Source organism: Paenarthrobacter sp. NPDC018779 (genome assembly GCF_044391085.1).
Lineage (GTDB): Bacteria > Actinomycetota > Actinomycetes > Actinomycetales > Micrococcaceae > Arthrobacter.
The window spans coordinates 165,069-180,047 of record NZ_JBIRZS010000004.1 but is presented as its reverse complement, the minus strand read 5'-3'; the positions used below and the strand labels follow the sequence as shown (position 1 = coordinate 180,047).

Here is a 14,979-nt window from a genome sequence, read left to right as displayed (position 1 = left end):
GACGCTCTATGGGAGAGGGCTGCGTGCCGCGAAGGCGTCACATCCTTATGCGCCCAGTGCCAGCCCTACGCCCAGGGCCGTCATGGTCACGGCGATTCCACCATCCAGGAACCGCCATGCCAGCGGCTTGGCGAAGAACCCGCGGAGGAACCTCGCCCCGAAGCCAAGCGCCGAAAACCACAAAACGCTGCCCACCATTGCGCCGATGCCAAACCACCACTGCAACTGCGTTCCCTGGGCGCTGGCGATCGATCCGAGCAGGGCAATATCCAGGTACACGTGCGGGTTCAGCCACGTCAGGGCCAGCATGGTGGTGATGGCGGCGGCCAGCCCCCGCTTGCCTGGGTGGACGGATCCATCACCGGCGATGAGCGCCTGGGGTCGCAATGCGCGGCGGGCCGCCATGGCGCCATAGGTCACCAGGAAGGCTGCACCCACAAAGCGGAGAATCACGACGGCGGCAGGCGCCGCCGCGATCAACGCACCGATGCCCAGGACTCCAGCCGCTATGAGGACAGCGTCTGACAGGGCGCAGACTGCAACGATGGGACCAATGTGGTCACCGCGGATTCCTTGCCGGAGCACGAAGGCGTTTTGCGCCCCGATGGCGACGATAAGGGCGAGTCCGGTGGCCAGGCCAAGCCCGGCAGTATTGAAGATGTCAGCAGTGTTCACCCCTCAAAACTATGAATCAAACAATCTTTAGACCAGCTAAAGATTCTGAAGCTGCCTAAGATATTCTTATGACCCAGTTTCCCTCCGAGCAATTGCAGACGTTCGCCACGGTCCTCTCCGAAGGGACGTTGGAGGCAGCTGCACGGCAACTCCACATCACGCCGTCAGCCGTGTCACAGCGGCTCAAAGCCTTGGAGCAATCAGCGGGCCGGGTCCTGCTGCAGCGCAGCAATCCGGCACAGGCCACGGAAGCCGGCGAGGTGGTGCTCCGGCTGGCACGGCAAGTGGCGCAACTCGAAGCTGACGCGGGGACGGAACTCGGGTTGGGCTCAGACGGGCCGCGGTTGGCCATACCTATCGTGGTCAACGCCGATTCCTTATCCATGTGGTTTCTCCAAGCGCTGGCCCGACTTCCCCAGGAATTGAACGTCACTTTCGATCTGCACCGGGACGACGAGCAGCATTCTGCGTCCTTCCTGCGCTCCGGGAAAGTGATGGCCGCCGTGACCGCTACTCCGGATCCGGTACAGGGTTGCCGGGTGGAGCCGCTGGGCGTCATGAGATACCGGGCGGTGGCGGAACCTGCCTTCGCCGGACGTTGGTTTGCCGACGGCGTGGATCAGGAAAAGCTCAATACTGCCCCCACCGTCGATTTCGACCGGAAGGACACGTATCAGTGGGCCTTCGTCAGGGCGTGGCCCGAAAAGGCGGCGGCAACGCCCGAACGGAAGGGACCGCGCCATTATGTTCCTGCTTCCCATGACTTTGGGGACGCGATCAGGCTTGGCCTGGGGTGGGGCCTGATTCCCGAGGTGCAGTGTGGCCCGGACATCGCGGACGGCCGGCTGATCGAATTGGCGCCGGACCGGCCCTTCGACGTGCCCTTGTACTGGCAGCGTTGGAAGACTGCATCCACGGTACTGGACGTGGTGAGCGATACGGTCAGGGAAGCTGCCGGGGAGTTCCTGCGCAAGCCATAGCCGAAGCGGATTTGGAACACGCCCGCCGATGCTTCCAAAAATGTCAGTGCCCCATTCCACACTGGAACCATGGCAAAGAAAACAGCACCAACCAGCAGCCCGACCCCGTCGGCCGAAGTCGAATACGAGTACCACGTGAGCTACTCCGACTCCCAGATTGGCCCGGTTCAGGTCGAAGAATTCGATGACCTTGCTGCCGCCGAGCGCTTCGTGGCACTGCAGCTCCGCACGGAAGACTCCTGGGCGATAGTTGAACGCGTGGAGATCCACGCCCACCTCCGCTTGGTGGCTTAGCCCCACCTGGCGCCGGACGTTATTCCGGCTTGTTGTGCGCGTGGCCTCCGTGCACGAATGGCGACGAGACGCCCTGGTATTGCAGCAACATCATCATGCCCTCGGCGGCGTGGTCCAGGTTGTGGCAGTGGTCCATCCAGATCCCTGGATTGTCGGCGGTCAACTGCACTTGCCAGACTTCCCCGGGTTGGATGTCCACAGTGTCCAACAGCAGCGGAGAACCCGTAGGCGCTACGCCGTTGCGGCTCAGGACCAAAACGTGGTGGCCGTGCGGATGCATCGGATGGGGTTCGGCGGTCCTGTTCACGATCGTCACCTTCAGGACATCCCCTTCGGCTACTTCCATGGCCGGCACCAAGGGGTACGCGGCGCCGTTGACGGTGAAGGCGTAGCGCGGGATTCCGTCCACGAAGCGGAACTGCCGGTCCAGCACCACCACTTCCTCGCGAGTGACCACCGGAACGGACTGTTGCCCGGATCCGGGCTTGCCATAGCCCAGAAGATCCAGGACCGGAGTGCTCGCATAAACGCCTGCCGCGGGTTTCGCGGGAGTCCCGGAGGTCCAGTCCGGTGGAGAAATGACCACCACAGCATCCGCGGCCGCATCGGAGTGGACGGTCACTGGTGCAGCCGGCATGGTGAACGTGACGTCGTTCCGGCCGCCCGCCCCTATCCGGAGCAGCTTTCCCGTTACCTCTCCGGGTTGGTTCACGGAGGTCCCGTCCACTGCAGCTACCTTGAAGGCTGTCCCGGACACCAGGTACCGCTGGGGCAGCGAATCGGTATTGACGAGTCGCACGCGGACGGTGGATCCCGGGGTGGCCGTGTAGGCGCTGCTACGGTCTGAGGAGCCCAGCAACCCCAGACCGCTGAGGTCGTGTCCGGCTACCGCGATGTCCGCATCAGGACGGACATCGGTGGTGCCGTGCACGACGAATACGCCGTAGAGTCCCTTCCGGACCCCCTCGGCAGAATCCTGGTGCGTGTGGTACCAATACGTACCCACTTGTGCGGCTGTGAAACGGTAGGTCATGGATTGCCCGGGCATCACGGCATCCTGCGTTGCGCCGGCAACCCCGTCCATGGCGTTGGGGACGTCATATCCATGCCAATGGAGCGTAACCCCGGCCGTGACATCCCGGTTGTTCAGCACCACCTCCATTACCTCGCCCTGCTGTGCCTCCAATTTGGGCCCCGGCAAACTCCCGAACGTCCAAGCCTGGACAGATTGCCCCGACGGCAGCGTCACCTGTTCCACGCGTGCGGTGAGTTCATAGTGGCGAACCACGGCATGTGCGGGGGAGCTGCCCAACAGCGTGGTCACTGGAACCGGCGCTGCCACCGGAACCGTTGCACCGCCGTCGTGGTGTCCCACCGCGGTGGCAATTCCGGTGCCGTCGGCCGCGCGGCTGCCGAGCCAGGCGAAGACTCCCGACCCCAAAGCGGTACAGGCCAGGAGCCCGGCGACCGCAGTGACCGCCGTCGTGCGCCTTCCCGGTGTCACGGACCCTCCGCGGACCGGTGGAAACAGGGCGAGCTTGGCCGTCAGGACGGTGCCGCCTACGAGGAACAGCAAAATCACCAGGGACCACACGGCCGGGAACGGCCCCAGGATGAACGCCAGCCCGAGCGATCCCACAGCCGCAGCCCCGGCAGCCACGAGTGACAGCACGGCCCACTGACGTCCGCGCCCGGCAGGGACACGGGCAGATTGTGAGCCGGTGTTCCGCTTCCTCAGCAAATACGGAACACCGGCCATCGCGGCCCCAACCGCGGGAATGGCGGTCAAGGGCAGGCTAATGGTTATGCGCTCATTGGCAAACCACCAGCTGCTTGCCGCCAAGGCAGGAAGCAAGGCGCAGCGGCCGGCGGTTGCCAGGACGGCAACGCCGAGGGCCAGCAAGGCCGCGTCCACCCCATGACGCCGTACCTTTCGGGAGGATGTCAGCCAGGCCGCCGCGATCCAGGCACCGGCGGCAAGGACCGCCAGTACCAAGTCCACGGCCATCAGCTGTGAGGAGTTCACAGCTGATGGGGGTCAGGCCGCAGCGGAAGCAGAGGCATCCGATGAGGCGGACTTGGGTGGGAGAGGCTGTGGATTGAGGGCCACGGCCCGCGCTCGGTTGAACAACCAGTAGGACATGAAAATGATCAGCAGGCCGGTGACGGGGTGGATGGCTGCCACCCATGATCCGGAGGGGGTGATGAAGTCCTCCGAAGATCCAGTCAGCATGCCGCCGATGATGAAGATGAAGAGTTGGAACCAAGTCATCAGGAAGATGCCGGCCGCGAGCCAGATGGTCCGGGATCCGGCACGTGCCAGCGCGGCCACGATGACGGCGAGCAAGGCTACGTAGCGAAGCACGAACTGACCGTTAATGACGTGGTACACGCCGGCTTCGCGTTGGGCTTCGATGGTGTTCTGGAAGTGGAAGTATCCAGCGAATAACAGTTGGGCGAGTGATGAGAGCAGGATGATGGCCGCAAGGACCAGGAGGGTCTTACGCATGGGGAATCCTCGGACAAGACTTCACGGATTCGTTTAGGCCTTCGAATCGCCGGCTCCCTGGCTGCGGGCTTCCCCCACTGCCGACGATTGGCCGCCAGGCTGCCTGGACCAGGGGCAACCCATCAGGGCGGAGAGCTTCACTTGGAATCGTAAAATTGCTGGAGATAAATAGCAAGGGGACTGCGGTTAATCACCGTCCAAGCATGCTCAGGCCTGCTCGGTGCCCACGTCTTTTCCGACGTCCTTGGCATCCATGATGCGGTAGGCGTAGCCCTGTTCGGCGAGGAACCTCTGGCGTTTCGCCGCGAAGTCCTGGTCCAGGGTGTCCCGGGCAACCAGGGAGTAGAACCTCGCCGCCCGTCCGTCCTGCTTGGGCCGCAGCAGGCGTCCAAGCCGCTGAGCCTCCTCCTGGCGGGAACCGAACGAGCCCGATACCTGGATGGCCACGGACGCCTCAGGGAGGTCGATGGAGAAGTTGGCCACCTTGGAAACCACCAGGGTTTGGATCTCGCCCTTGCGGAAGGCGTCGAAGAGTTTCTGCCGGGCCTTGACGCTCGTCTCGCCCTTGATCACCGGCGCGTCCAGGCGCTCTGCGATCTCGTCGAGTTGGTCGATGTACTGCCCGATCACCAGGAGTTGTTCGCCCTTGTGGGCCGCCACCAGCTGCTCCACCAAGGCAGTCTTGGTTTCCGAGGTGGCGCACAGCCGGTACTTGTCCGCGTCGTCGGCCATGGCGTAGGCCACCCGTTCGTCGCGGGGCAGGTCCACACGGACCTCCACACAATCGGCGGGGGCAATATAGCCCTGTGCCTCGATGTCCTTCCACGGGGCGTCGTACCGCTTGGGTCCGATCAGGCTGAAGACTTCGCCTTCGCGGCCGTCCTCGCGGACCAGCGTGGCGGTCAGGCCCAGACGCCGCCTGGCCTGCAGGTCCGCCGTCATGCGGAAGATGGGTGCGGGCAGCAGATGGACTTCGTCGTAGATGATGAGGCCCCAGTCGTGGCCGTCCACGAGCTCCAGGTGGGGATACAGTCCGCCCCGCTTGGTGGTGAGCACTTGGTAGGTGGCGATGGTGACGGGCCGGACTTCTTTGACCGCACCCGAGTACTCGCCGATTTCGTCCTCGGTGAGCGAGGTGCGCTTGAGGAGTTCGTCCCGCCATTGGCGGGCCGAGACGGTGTTGGTCACCAGGATCAGCGTGGTGGTGGAGGAGGTGGCCATCGCTGCGGCGCCCACCAGCGTCTTTCCGGCACCACATGGAAGGACGACGACGCCGCTGCCGCCGGCCCAGAAGTTCTCCGTGGCCACCTTTTGGTAAGGGCGCAGCTGCCAGTCGGTCTCGTCGAGCATGATCAGGTGCGGCTGGCCATCAACGTACCCGGCCAGGTCTTCCGCGGGCCACCCGAGTTTGAGCAGCAACTGCTTCAACTGCCCGCGCTGGGATGAATGGACCACCACCGTTTCCCCATCGATCCGCGGCCCGAGCAGCGGGGCGATCTTCTTGGCGCGGATGACCTCCTCCAAAACCGGGTAGTCGTCAGTCCGCATCACCAGGCCGTGCTGTGGGTCCTTCTCCAAGCGGAGCCGGCCGTACCTGGACATGGTCTCTTCGATGTCGATCAGCAGGGCATGCGGCACGGGGAAGCGGGAGTACTTCAACAACGTGTCCAGCACCTGTTCCGCGTCCAGCCCGGCGGCCCGCGCATTCCACAGTCCCAAGGGAGTGAGGCGGTAGCTGTGCATGTGCTCCGGAGCGCGCTCCAGCTCCGCGAACGCCGCGATGGCATGCCGGGCCTCGGTGGCCAGCTCATGGTCCACTTCCAACAGGATGGTTTTGTCGCTTTGAACGATCAGGGGACCGTCGGTCACTCTTGAATCCTCACGTCTGCATCACTCACTTGTGCCGGTCTCCGGCAGGTTCAACATCAATGATCCGGTGGATGGACAACACCCGCTCAGTGTCTTTGCCGGGATCGAACACCCTGACCCGGCCGCCGGAGACAGAAACCGGGACAACCGTTTCGGTGTTCGAGTTGCCCAGGCTGTCCACCACGTTCATGGTCACGGCCTGCTTGAGCCGGATGGCCTTCTGCAGGGTTTCCAGGCCCAGCTGCGTCGAAGCCTCTCCCGTACCGTCGGCCGGGACGCCGCGGTGCTGCCGCAGGATGGATAGCTGCGCCTCGACGTCGTCGTCCGGCGGAGCCGTCCGCGGTGCCGTGTAGACGGGACGCGCGCTGCCTGCCACCGCCGTGGTGCGCTTGAAACGCACGACGGCGGGCTCCACCTCCTGCACGGCGGGCGAGAGTCCCAGCTCGCGCAGCACCCGTGCAGTTTCGCGGGGACTGGTGGCCGATGTCAGGACCGTTGGGGCGATGCGGACCAGGCGCAGCGATGACGTCCGGGCTTCCTGCAGGAGCTCGGCGATGGCGGACTCGTCATCGCTCTGGATGAAGCTGGCACTGGTGCTGACGCGCAGGCGGCCGTGCCGGGATGCCGTGTCCTGGACCAGATAGGCGAGGGGCTGGGGCACGTCCGTTGCCGAATGTTCGCGCAGGAACGCCAACAGCGATTCCGCATCCTCGCCGGCGTCGAGCGCCCTGCGGATTGTCGCGGCTGAAAAACGGTAGATCGACGCCGGTCCCTGCCCCTCGGCGTCTGCCATGAGCAACAGCGTTTCGCTGAGTTCGGGGGCAAGGTAACCCGGGGCCACTGCCGTCAGGTCGGCCTGCAGCAGGATGTGGTTGACCGCCGCGGGCAAGTGCTCGCCAAGGATGGTCATGGCTTCATCGGGCTGGCCAACGGCAAGGGCGGAACCGAGTTGCGTGAAGGCCCCGGAACCCATGAGTCCCAGGAGCGTGGCCTCTTCAAGGATGCCCTTCACCAGCGAACTGAAGCGCCGCGACATCCGGGGCTGGGTCCATTCCGCACGCTGAAGCACCGCGCGGGCATCCAGGACGGGGGCCTTGCCATCGGGGGCTGCGGCCTCCACGGTGAGCTCGTTGAGGATTTCCAGGATCCTCCGGCGGACCACCGGCGCGTCAGGGCGCTGGGCCTCCGCGGACAAGGCATTGATGGTGCTCCCGGCAGTTCCTGGATGGGCCGCCGGGGTGCTGCCGGTAAGGGGTTGGCCCACCAACGACGGCGCGCGCTCGCTGGCCAGCCAGGCGTTGACTACCCAGAGCCATTGCTCCTGCCGCGGCAAGGTCAGCCACTCCAATGACGCCGGCTGGACCCACGTGGAGCTGTCAACGTCCAGGCGCAGCAGCCCGGCCAGTGCACAGATTTCCAGCAGGATCGCCGTTTGATGCACGCCGCAGCGGATGGACTCGGCAAGCCGCCGCAATTCCCGCACGCCCACCCCGCCGCTCCGCAGGGTTGCCAGGGGTTGCTCCCGGACGGCGAACAGCAGATCGTTGGACAGCCGGAGGGTTTCCGCAATGGCACCCATGGCCGCATTGCGACGCAGCGCCGCGCTGGTGTGCCCGAGCTCCGGAACCGGGGGTGTCAGGGTGAAGTCATCAACAATGGCCCCGCCCCGTAACGCAATGCCCACGCTGTGCGGCAATTCCACGTGGCCGGCGTCCAGGGGGACCAGTAGTCCGCGGGCCAGGAGCCAGTCGATGGGCCCGGTGTCGGCACTCTCGTGGGTGACCGAAGCGCGCCTTTGCGCTTGGGGTACGGCACCCATGGCCCAACTCCCGAACTTGTCCAGGAGCCCGGTGGTCCGTTCCGGCGCGCTGGCCAGGATGTCGCGGACGCCGTCGGGGGTCGACGTCCAGCGCTGCAGGGAGAGGGCTGCGTCCATGGGGGTGCTGGCCGGATGGATACCGAGGCCGCTGTGGTGGAGTTCGCCCACCAGTTGGACCACCCGCTGGGCGAAGGCGGGTTGGAGTCGGACCAACTCCGTATAACTGCGCCCCAGCCCGGCGGGGTAGATCCCTATGACATCCTTCAGGCTGCCCACGGGAAGGTAGAACTTCTGCCGCGAACTTGCGGGAGGATGGGTAGCCGGCGGCGCTTCGGCCCGGTGGATCAAAGCCAGCTCCTGCAGTTTGGCCAGGATGGGTTCCAAGGCAGAGAGCGTGGACCCGGCAATGGCCTTCTTCAATCCTGCCGCCGAAACGCTGTGGCCCGTATCCGTGTTGGTACACAGGTGCAGGGTTTCCAGGACCTGCATCTCGGGTTTGGTGAGGCGTTCCAGGGCCCGCTGCACACTGACCCGCGCACTGGCCCGCGCTGCCAAGGCCGCGAAGTCGGGGGCCATGGGCGAGATCAGGTCCGGTCGCGCGGCAAACAAAGCCCGCAGCGAGGCGTCGCTGCGCGTTTCAAGTTCCTTGCTGAGCGCGCGAATGAGGGACATCACTTCAAATTTACCGTTGCGGGGCCCGCTCTGCGCGCTTGGCCTGTGTTTTGCCACGCAAAGCGGGCCCCGCAACTGCAGGTCAGCTAGTGGCGGCGGCGCTGGCGGACGGCGTCCACCACGGGAACAACGGCCAGGATGAAGGCCAAGGGCAGCCCATACAGCGCCGTCGACGTGATCCACACGGGTGCAACTCCGCCGTTGAAGGCGATGGCCATGACAGCCGCGACAGCGGCCAGGGAAATAATGGCAACGATCGCGGCGGCAATCGTCAGGGGGCGGCGGTAACCCGTGGAAGTCATGCCTCAACGCTAGCTGTTTGGCGCCGGCCGCCGCTACGCGGGACGGTACGAAGCGGGATTAGGGTGCCCGGCAGGATAACCTTGAAGGAACAGACCCACACGGAGCGGGCTGTCACCCTCGATCCCGCAGGACCCTGTGGATGCGGTGGCGGCCCGACGTGTTTCCCCGCAAGAACGAAGAAGGTTGATTACGTGCCCACCGGCAAGGTCAAGTGGTATGACAAGGAAAAGGGCTTCGGATTCCTCGCGGCCGAAGACGGCCAGGAAGTTTTCCTGCCCAAGACGTCCCTGCCCGCAGGGGTCACCGAGCTGAAGGCCGGTACGCGCGTGGAGTTCGGCGTTGCCGACGGCCGCCGCGGCGCCCAGGCGCTGGGCTTGCGCGTCTTGGACAAAACCCCCTCAATCGCCAAGGCCAAGCGCATGAACGCCCGCGACCTGGCACCGCTGGTCCAGGACCTGGTCACCGTCCTGGACAATCTGTCCGGTACGTTGTCCTCGGGTAAGTATCCGGAAGGCAACAAGGCCAAGGCGATCGGAATGGCGCTGCGCAAGGTTGCCGACGAGCTGGAAGCCTAGGAACGCCATGACATCGGAATCCGCACGGGATATAGAGGCCGGGGAAGGCACGCAGGAAACCCCTGCCCTCCCCGTTGCCGAGGCTCCTGCAAACGGGGACGCTCCTGCCAGCAGGGATGTTCCCGGGCGGAAGCCCGCTGAAACCAAGGCCGCGGCCCCCAAGCCGCGCGCCGGCGTTCCCGTATGGCGCACCGGCAAGCCGGACTCCTACCTGGCTGCCGCCGTCGACGTCGCCCGCCAGGCCGTGGAAGGCATTGCCAGCCGTGGGGAAGTAGGTGCGCACCTCGGAGCCAAATCGGAAGGCGACCGGGTAGTGACCCACCTCTTCGAATCGAAGCTGGCAGGTTACGGCGGCTGGCAGTGGTATGCGGTGGTCACCCGCAACTCCCGGTCCAAGATCGTCACGGTCAGCGAGCTGGGGCTCCTGCCGTCCGAGGACTCCATCCTCGCGCCGGAATGGGTGCCGTGGGCCAAACGGGTGCGGCCGGAGGACGAGACGCCGTTGGTTGAAGAGACCGAGGAAGACGTCACCGAGGAAACGGTCAAAGCGGCCGAGGACGATGCCCAGGGCGATGGCGACGCGGATGACGATTCGGGAGAAACCGGGGACGCCGTCGACGACGCGGACCACTCCGGGCAATACGACTAGCAACAACTGAAGACACACAAAGGCGCCTGCCGGAAGAACCATTCCGGCAGGCGCCTTTCAGTGTTTCCGGCCCTGCGGCCGCTGATGGTGTTTACTTCTTCAGTTCACCAACCACGTAGTCGATGCTGGCGAGCAGTGCCGAAACGTCGTCCGGTTCGATGGCCACGAACGTGGCGATCCGGAGCTGGTTGCGGCCCAGCTTGCGGTAGGGCTCGGTGTCCACCACACCATTGGCCCGCAGCACCTTGGCAATGGCCGCCGCGTCGATCGAATCGTCGAAGTCGATGGTGGCGATCACGTTGGAGCGTTCCTCGGCGTTGGCCACGAACGGCGTGGCGTATTCGGAGGCCTCAGCCCAGGAGTACACGCGGCTGGCGGAGTCCGCCGTGCGCTTGCTGGCGAAGTCCAGGCCACCGTTGCTGTTGAGCCACTGCACCTGGGCGTCCAGCGTGACCAACGTGGACAACGACGGCGTGTTGTAGGTCTGGTTCAGCTTGGAGTTGTCGATCGCCGTCTGCAGGTCCAGGAAGTCGGGGATCCAGCGGCCGCTGGCCTTCACCCGGGCAGCGCGCTCCAGCGCAGCGGGGGAGAAGAGGCCCAGCCACAGACCGCCGTCGGAAGCGAAGTTCTTCTGCGGGGCGAAGTAGTAGACGTCCGATTCCGCGACGTCCACGTCCAAGCCGCCGGCAGCGGAGGTTGCGTCCACCAGGACCAGCGAGCCCTCATCGGCGCCTTCGACGCGCTTGACCGGAGCCGCGACGCCGGTGGACGTCTCGTTCTGTGGCCACGCATAGACGTCCACGCCTGCCTCGGCCTGCGGCGACGGACGGGTGCCCGGCTCGGACTTGATGATGGAGGAGGCGTCCAGGAAGGGAGCCTTGTTGGTGGCCGCCGCGAACTTGGAGCCGAACTCGCCGAAGGAGAGGTGCTGGGCCTTGTTCTCCACCAGGCCGAACGCCGCGACATCCCAGAACGCCGTGGAGCCGCCGACGCCGAGAACAACTTCGTAGCCCTCCGGGGCGCGGAAGAAAGTGCTGAGGCCTTCCCGGACGGACCCCACGAGGTTCTTCACCGGTGCCTGGCGGTGGGACGTGCCAAGGATGGTGGTGGCCGCGGCGGACAGGGCTTCGACCTGCTCCGGGCGGACCTTGGACGGTCCTGCGCCGAAGCGTCCGTCCTTGGGCAGCAGGTCGGCGGGAATGGTGATGCTGTTGTCGCTCACGGGTGGCTCCAATGGGTATCGGTCAAAGATGGGTCGTGGCAGGTGGCATCAACTGCTCCTTCGACACCCCAATTCTGCCTGACGTGGCGCGCGGGCAGGAACCTGCGGTTGTCATAGTCCGCCACGTGGAACGGTGCCGTCCGGGTGCGCAGGAAGGCGAAGGGGGATTATTCAGAGTAATTCCAAATAAGCTAAGCTGGAGGAGGCGTCATGGGGCGGCGCCACGGGACCGGCCGCCTCGTCTGGACGCGGTACGGTGGACACTACGCGAGAACTGCGTTCGAGGAGAGCTGAGCTGGATGACGGATCTGATCGATACCACTGAGATGTATCTTCGGACCATTTTGGAGCTTGAAGAAGAGAACATCGTTGCTCTTCGGGCCCGCATTGCCGAGCGCCTGCGCCATTCCGGTCCCACTGTTTCCCAGACCATCGGCCGCATGGAGCGCGATGGCCTGGTGGTCGTTTCCAATGACCGCCATCTGGAGTTGACCGAGATTGGCCGGAAGCGGGCCACCGAGGTGATGCGCAAGCACCGCCTGGCCGAGCGCCTCCTGGCCGATGTGATCGGCCTGGACTGGGCCTATGTCCACGACGAGGCCTGCCGCTGGGAGCACGTGATGAGTGAGCGGGTTGAACGCCGGCTGTACGAGTTGCTTGAGCACCCCACCGAGTCACCCTATGGAAACCCGATCCCGGGCCTGGAAGCACTCGGTGGGCGGACCAGCCAGATCTCCTTGAAGGGCGACGTCAACCTCATCCAGGCCATGGACGGCTACGCCACGGACTCACGGGTTGTGGTGAGCAGGTTGGCCGAACCCATCCAGGTTGAGCCCGAGCTCCTGACTCAACTCGATGAAGGCGGGATCCGTCCGGGCGCGGCAGTTTCGTTGGCGCGGGTAGGGGAGTACATCTCCGTCCGCGTCCCCGGCATCGAGGGCGCCCTGGAACTGCCCCCCGAAGTTGCTGCCCACGTCTTCGTGGCGGTTGGCTGAACGTAGGACTTTCGAGGCACCTCTCCCGAAAAGGATGGGTGCCTCACTTGTGTCCCCGGCCGGAGTGTCTGATCTCACTACCAGAGTCGGGTGGAACGGCGTGACCTGCAGTTTCCGCCGAAAGGTGCTAAGGGCCCGCCCCTGAAAGCGGCGCCGCCGGAAGATAACGAATTTATTACCGAAGGCTTTAATCCCCTATAGTTATCTACTAGCGCCGATACCAAAGCGTTACCTGATCTGGAGCCGAGCTCTGCCAGCAGATCAGGGGTGTTATCCACTACTGGCAGAGGCGGGGGAACCACAATCGGCTGCCTGAAGAAGCAGCCTTGGGGTGAAGTCCGCAGCAGCAGTGCCTACTTACGCAATTTCCTCCGGGATACCTGTGTGCCGTATGCGCTGCGTGCGGGCCGGGTCTTTGCACTCTCTGATCCGAATCCGACAGCTAACTTCGCAGGCTTTCAAGAGAGGAACAGAGTTTGACATCGCAGAACGTCAGGGGCCGCCGACGCGCGTCCGGCCCCGCTGCTGAGCTGCGGCCAGCCCGCGTCGTAACGGAGATCCGGCCCCGCGACACCCAGCGTCAGGTGCGCCGCCGTAAGAGCCCGTTGCGCCAGGTTGCCGATTTCGCCGCAGCCAGTGGCGTAGGGCAGAAAGCCGGAGTGGCTCTTGCCGCCACCGGCCTTGCCCTCACTGTCGGTCTGCCGGCCACAAGCCCCGTCATGGCCACCTCCGAGTCGGGCCAAACAGAAGCTGCCCTGGCCGTCTCCGGTGGCAGCCAGCCTGAGGTTTCCGCGGAAGCGTCGGCCAAAATCGACTTCAGCCGCGCGGCGGTGGCCACCAAGGCCGATCCCGACGGCAAGCTCAAGCAGCTGCTCAGCGCCCAGTCCGTCGGCAGCATCCAGGCCAGTTCCTCCAAAGGAACCCTTGGCAGCCCGCTGGACACGCTGACCACCGCTTCTCCGTTCGGATACCGGGTCAGCCCGCTGACCGGCGGCACCGGCGACTTCCACCGCGGCCAGGACTTCGTTGCGCAGTGCGGAACCCAGGTCCACGCTGCAGCAGCCGGCAAGGTCACGTTCGCAGGGTGGCACGAGTACGGCGGAGGCAACCGCGTTGTAGTGGATCACGGCAACGGCCTTGAAACCACGTACAACCACCTGTCGTCGTTCAACGTGAAGGTTGGCCAGACTGTCAACCGCGGTGACGTGGTTGCCCTGAGCGGCACCACGGGCGCCTCCACGGGCTGCCACCTGCACTTCGAGGTCCAGGTCAACGGCGAAGTCGTGGACCCCATGGGCTGGCTCTAAGCAAAGTCGATGGTCGTCTCTCGCATTCGCGACACACCCCGTGACCTGAATGTGACATTCGTGTTCAACTGTTGTACCGTCTAAAGCGCATCGGCTTTTTAGGGGGCCGATGCACTTGAGTGGATTGCCTAGCTCTGCCACCACTCAAGGTCCGTTCGCAAAATTCGTCTGGCAGGGGCGGGGGAACCACTTTTGGTCTTCGAGAGAAGGCCTTGGGGTTAAGTCACAAAGCTTCCCGAAGCGCGTGGCCGGATGACTCCCATCCGAATCCGACAGCTCACCTCGCAGGCATTGGGAGAGGCTACCTACGTGTCATCACGCACTACCCCTGCGCGCCACCGCGCCGAGACGGTTCACCCGTTGAACACTCTTTCGAAGGCTGTTTCAGCGAATGCCGGAACCGTTGGCCGCCAGGCCGCAGTTCTTGCCGCAGCCTCCGGCCTCGTCCTCAGCGTCGGCCTTCCGGCCCAGGCAGCGGACACCGATGTTTCCAAGGCCGAGACGAGCACGCAGCAGCTCCTCACCACCGAGGTTGTCACCGCAGAGCCGACGGCCACTGTTTCCTTCGAGAGCCCCGTCGTGGCCACCAAGGAAGCCCCGAAGGTCCAGCGCGCGTCGCAGACCACCCAGCGCTCCCAGACAGCTGGCAACCAGACCACTGGCAGCCAGGCCGCCGGCTCGCTCACCGCACAGTCTTCCGACGCCAAGGAAACGGCCTCCAGCGCCGCAGCTTCCGGCCTCGCCGCGATCGCCTACACGGGCATCGGCCACCCCTACGTTTGGGGCGGCACCACCCCCAACGGCTGGGACTGCTCCGGCTTCACCCAGTGGGTTTACGCCCAGGCCGGCATCAGCATTCCCCGCGTCAACGCCTGGACTGCCATGAAGGCCACCAGCACGCCGCAGCCGGGTGACCTGGTCATGCAGAACGGCGGCGCACACGTTGGCATCTACGTCGGCAACGGCATGATGATCAGCGCTCTCAACCCGAGCCAGGGAACCTTGCTCCACTCGGTGGCTTCCACCGGCACGTCTTCATTCTTCACCCTCCGCTAAAACCCCGTTCGGGGTACGCCAGCATGCCCCCCAAGTGCTGGCTTGCCCGCAAAC

At 64.9% G+C, this 14,979-nt stretch carries 14 protein-coding genes and 2 riboswitches; of the genes, 7 read left to right on the top strand and 7 right to left on the bottom strand.

What is annotated here, in order from left to right:
• Positions 1–45 precede the first annotated feature (45 nt).
• Positions 46–675, bottom strand: coding sequence for a LysE/ArgO family amino acid transporter (locus tag ACH488_RS07095; RefSeq protein WP_397323153.1), 630 nt, complete (start codon positions 673–675; stop codon positions 46–48).
• A gap of 68 nt (positions 676–743) precedes the next feature.
• Here ACH488_RS07095 and ACH488_RS07090 point away from each other — a divergent pair, with 68 nt between their 5' ends.
• On the top strand, positions 744–1,655 hold the full coding sequence (locus ACH488_RS07090; RefSeq protein ID WP_397323152.1) for a LysR family transcriptional regulator ArgP: 912 nt from the start codon (positions 744–746) through the stop codon (positions 1,653–1,655).
• Between the two features lie 69 nt (positions 1,656–1,724).
• The gene (locus tag ACH488_RS07085; protein WP_397323150.1) at positions 1,725–1,949 is read left to right on the top strand and encodes a hypothetical protein; all 225 of its coding nucleotides are present in this window, start codon (positions 1,725–1,727) and stop codon (positions 1,947–1,949) included.
• Between the two features lie 19 nt (positions 1,950–1,968).
• Here the strand turns inward: ACH488_RS07085 and ACH488_RS07080 are convergent, their stop codons facing one another.
• The 5 genes from ACH488_RS07080 to ACH488_RS07060 all read right to left on the bottom strand — a co-directional run bounded on the left by ACH488_RS07080 (position 1,969) and on the right by ACH488_RS07060 (position 9,120).
• Positions 1,969–3,975, bottom strand: a complete 2,007-nt coding sequence (locus tag ACH488_RS07080) for a multicopper oxidase family protein (protein ID WP_397323149.1) — start codon at positions 3,973–3,975, stop codon at positions 1,969–1,971.
• Positions 3,976–3,987: 12 nt separating this feature from the next.
• Positions 3,988–4,458: a hypothetical protein gene (locus tag ACH488_RS07075; protein ID WP_397323148.1), complete on the bottom strand. Its 471-nt coding sequence runs from the start codon at positions 4,456–4,458 to the stop codon at positions 3,988–3,990.
• Positions 4,459–4,665: 207 nt separating this feature from the next.
• Positions 4,666–6,327 carry a DNA repair helicase XPB gene (locus tag ACH488_RS07070; RefSeq protein ID WP_397323147.1) on the bottom strand — a complete coding sequence of 554 codons (1,662 nt, stop codon included), beginning with the start codon at positions 6,325–6,327 and terminating at the stop codon, positions 4,666–4,668.
• 25 nt (positions 6,328–6,352) lie between these two features.
• Entirely contained in the window at positions 6,353–8,818 is a 2,466-nt protein-coding gene (locus ACH488_RS07065) for a helicase-associated domain-containing protein (RefSeq protein WP_397323145.1), read from the bottom strand.
• Between the two features lie 86 nt (positions 8,819–8,904).
• On the bottom strand, positions 8,905–9,120 hold the full coding sequence (locus ACH488_RS07060; RefSeq protein WP_397323144.1) for a hypothetical protein: 216 nt from the start codon (positions 9,118–9,120) through the stop codon (positions 8,905–8,907).
• Between the two features lie 192 nt (positions 9,121–9,312).
• Between ACH488_RS07060 and ACH488_RS07055 the strand changes: the two genes are divergently transcribed.
• Both ACH488_RS07055 and ACH488_RS07050 read left to right on the top strand, forming a co-directional pair.
• Positions 9,313–9,696 (top strand): cold-shock protein, encoded by a 384-nt coding sequence (locus tag ACH488_RS07055; RefSeq protein WP_397323143.1) that lies wholly within the window; start codon positions 9,313–9,315, stop codon positions 9,694–9,696.
• Between the two features lie 7 nt (positions 9,697–9,703).
• Positions 9,704–10,345 (top strand): DUF3027 domain-containing protein, encoded by a 642-nt coding sequence (locus ACH488_RS07050; protein ID WP_397323142.1) that lies wholly within the window; start codon positions 9,704–9,706, stop codon positions 10,343–10,345.
• Positions 10,346–10,436: 91 nt separating this feature from the next.
• Here the strand turns inward: ACH488_RS07050 and serC are convergent, their stop codons facing one another.
• Complete coding sequence (gene serC, locus ACH488_RS07045; RefSeq protein ID WP_397323140.1) at positions 10,437–11,567, bottom strand: phosphoserine transaminase; 1,131 nt, start codon at positions 11,565–11,567, stop codon at positions 10,437–10,439.
• Positions 11,568–11,866: 299 nt separating this feature from the next.
• Here serC and ACH488_RS07040 point away from each other — a divergent pair, with 299 nt between their 5' ends.
• From ACH488_RS07040 to ACH488_RS07030, 3 genes are all read left to right on the top strand, one after another.
• Positions 11,867–12,562, top strand: a complete 696-nt coding sequence (locus tag ACH488_RS07040) for a metal-dependent transcriptional regulator (protein ID WP_397323139.1) — start codon at positions 11,867–11,869, stop codon at positions 12,560–12,562.
• A 231-nt stretch (positions 12,563–12,793) separates the two neighbouring features.
• Positions 12,794–13,034, top strand: a riboswitch (cyclic di-AMP (ydaO/yuaA leader).
• A gap of 4 nt (positions 13,035–13,038) precedes the next feature.
• Positions 13,039–13,869, top strand: a complete 831-nt coding sequence (locus ACH488_RS07035) for a M23 family metallopeptidase (RefSeq protein ID WP_397323137.1) — start codon at positions 13,039–13,041, stop codon at positions 13,867–13,869.
• Between the two features lie 139 nt (positions 13,870–14,008).
• Positions 14,009–14,174, top strand: a riboswitch (cyclic di-AMP (ydaO/yuaA leader).
• Positions 14,175–14,178: 4 nt separating this feature from the next.
• Complete coding sequence (locus tag ACH488_RS07030; protein WP_397323135.1) at positions 14,179–14,925, top strand: C40 family peptidase; 747 nt, start codon at positions 14,179–14,181, stop codon at positions 14,923–14,925.
• Positions 14,926–14,979 lie beyond the last annotated feature (54 nt).